At 73.1% G+C, this 1,563-nt stretch carries 2 protein-coding genes; both read right to left on the bottom strand.

Going from position 1 to position 1,563, the window contains the following annotated elements; genetic code table 11:
- Positions 1–550, bottom strand: a 550-nt coding sequence (locus V7793_RS37370; RefSeq protein ID WP_336014159.1) for an LLM class flavin-dependent oxidoreductase, incomplete at its 3' end; no start/stop codon positions are given.
- Positions 551–655: 105 nt separating this feature from the next.
- A complete protein-coding gene (locus tag V7793_RS37375) occupies positions 656–853 on the bottom strand; it encodes a hypothetical protein (RefSeq protein ID WP_336014162.1) in 198 nt (65 codons plus the stop codon).
- Positions 854–1,563 lie beyond the last annotated feature (710 nt).

Below are 1,563 nucleotides of genomic sequence, written 5' to 3' on the forward strand. Positions count from 1 at the left end.
AGGGCCCGCGGACGGAGAAGCCGGGGCCTTCGAAGTCGACGTGGTGCAGCTTGTCGCGGTCGACGAAGCGCCCGGTGGCCGCGTCGCGGATCTCGGCGTCGTCCTCCCAGCTGTCCCAGAGCCGGGCGGCGACGTCCGCGACGGCCGCGGCCTCGTGCCACAGCTCGTCGGCGGGGGCCGCGGCGCGGCGGCCGAAGTGGCGCGCCGCGGCCTCGGTGCCGGAGACCTCCACGGTCCAGCCGGCGCGGCCGCCGCTGACCCAGTCGAGAGTGGCGACGGCGTTGGAGACGTGGAACGGCTCGGTGTGGGTGGTGGTGACGGTGGGCACCAGGCCGATGCGTTCGGTGGCGGGCGCGACGCGGGCGAGGACGGCGAGGGCGTCGAGGCGGCTCTCGCCGCGCCGGGGCGGGCCGAGCGTGTCGCCGAGGGTGACGAAGTCCAGCCTGCCGCGCTCGGCGAGGCGGGCCGCGCGGGCATAGGACTCGGCGTCCCGGACGCCGGGGCGGTCGATGCTCACGGCCAGGTGCAGGGGCCGGATGGGTGCGGACATGGGCTTCCCTGGGGGTGTGGGGCCACGGTGGGGCCGGTGGCTCGGTGGGGTGGTCGCTCGCCGTCGCGGCGGGCGGAGGTGCCCGTCCCCTTCCGGGGGCACCGCTCACGTCCCGCTCCGGTCGCCGGGCAGCAGCACTCCCCCGCGGCGGCCGTGGCGCGCGGCGAGCGGGCGAGGGCGCTCTGATTCCACGAGGTGGAGGCCGAGGCGGGCCCCCACCAGGAGACCGGGGGCGTTGGCGGCGATGCGTTCGAGGCGGCCGGTGCAACGCGGGCCGGCGCCGATGACGACGAGGGAGGGCATGCGAAGGCTCCGTGGATACGGGATCGGACACGGGAGGTGCCTTCACATCGGCTGCGTCGTGCGCATCCGGCCGCGCCCCTCAGCACGGTCGAACTCCGAGGCTATTCGCGTGCCCTGGCCAACTGTCAAGCCTGTCCGTACTCCTGTCCACACTGTGGGCAGGCCGTCTCAGCACAGTTGACGCGGAAACGGAAGGCTGTTCCACTTGGCCCATGCACCCAGGGCAACGGCTGGTCACCCGGAACCACATCGACTTCGGTCGGGTGTGGTCCGCGTCGTGTCCCGGCTTCCGTGCACCTCTTCCGGGTTCCTGCCCGGGCTGACCGCGCTTCCCGCGGAGCCCTGCACCTTCACGCCTTCACGCTGCTACGCCTTCACATCCGCGGCGCTGCGCCGCACCCTCCCCCTCGCACCGCGCTCGACCACGAGGCTCCTCCTCGGTCGCGTTCCCGTCTTCGCTCCCGTCTTCGCTCTCAACAGCCGCAGTCGCAACCACAGTCGCAGTCACCGCAGCAGTCACAGCAGTTGCAGCACTCGCCGCAGTTGCTGCAATCACAGTCGCCACAGTCGCACTTGTGGCACCAGCCCTCACGCTGCTGGCCGTCCCACGGATCGAAGTACGGGTCCCGGCAGCAGACCTGGCACGTGCAGAAAAGCGTGGCCCACACCGCACAGCCGGCGATCAGCCCGCGCTGCCTCCCCCGCCGCGG

Source organism: Streptomyces sp. KLMMK, assembly GCF_036961605.1.
GTDB classification, from domain to species: Bacteria; Actinomycetota; Actinomycetes; order Streptomycetales; family Streptomycetaceae; genus Streptomyces; species Streptomyces telluris.

What these genes read in the sequence shown, in the direction of transcription:
- V7793_RS37375 (WP_336014162.1), bottom strand. Translation starts at nt 853, where the DNA reads ATGCCCTCCCTCGTCGTCATCGGCGCCGGCCCGCGTTGCACCGGCCGC.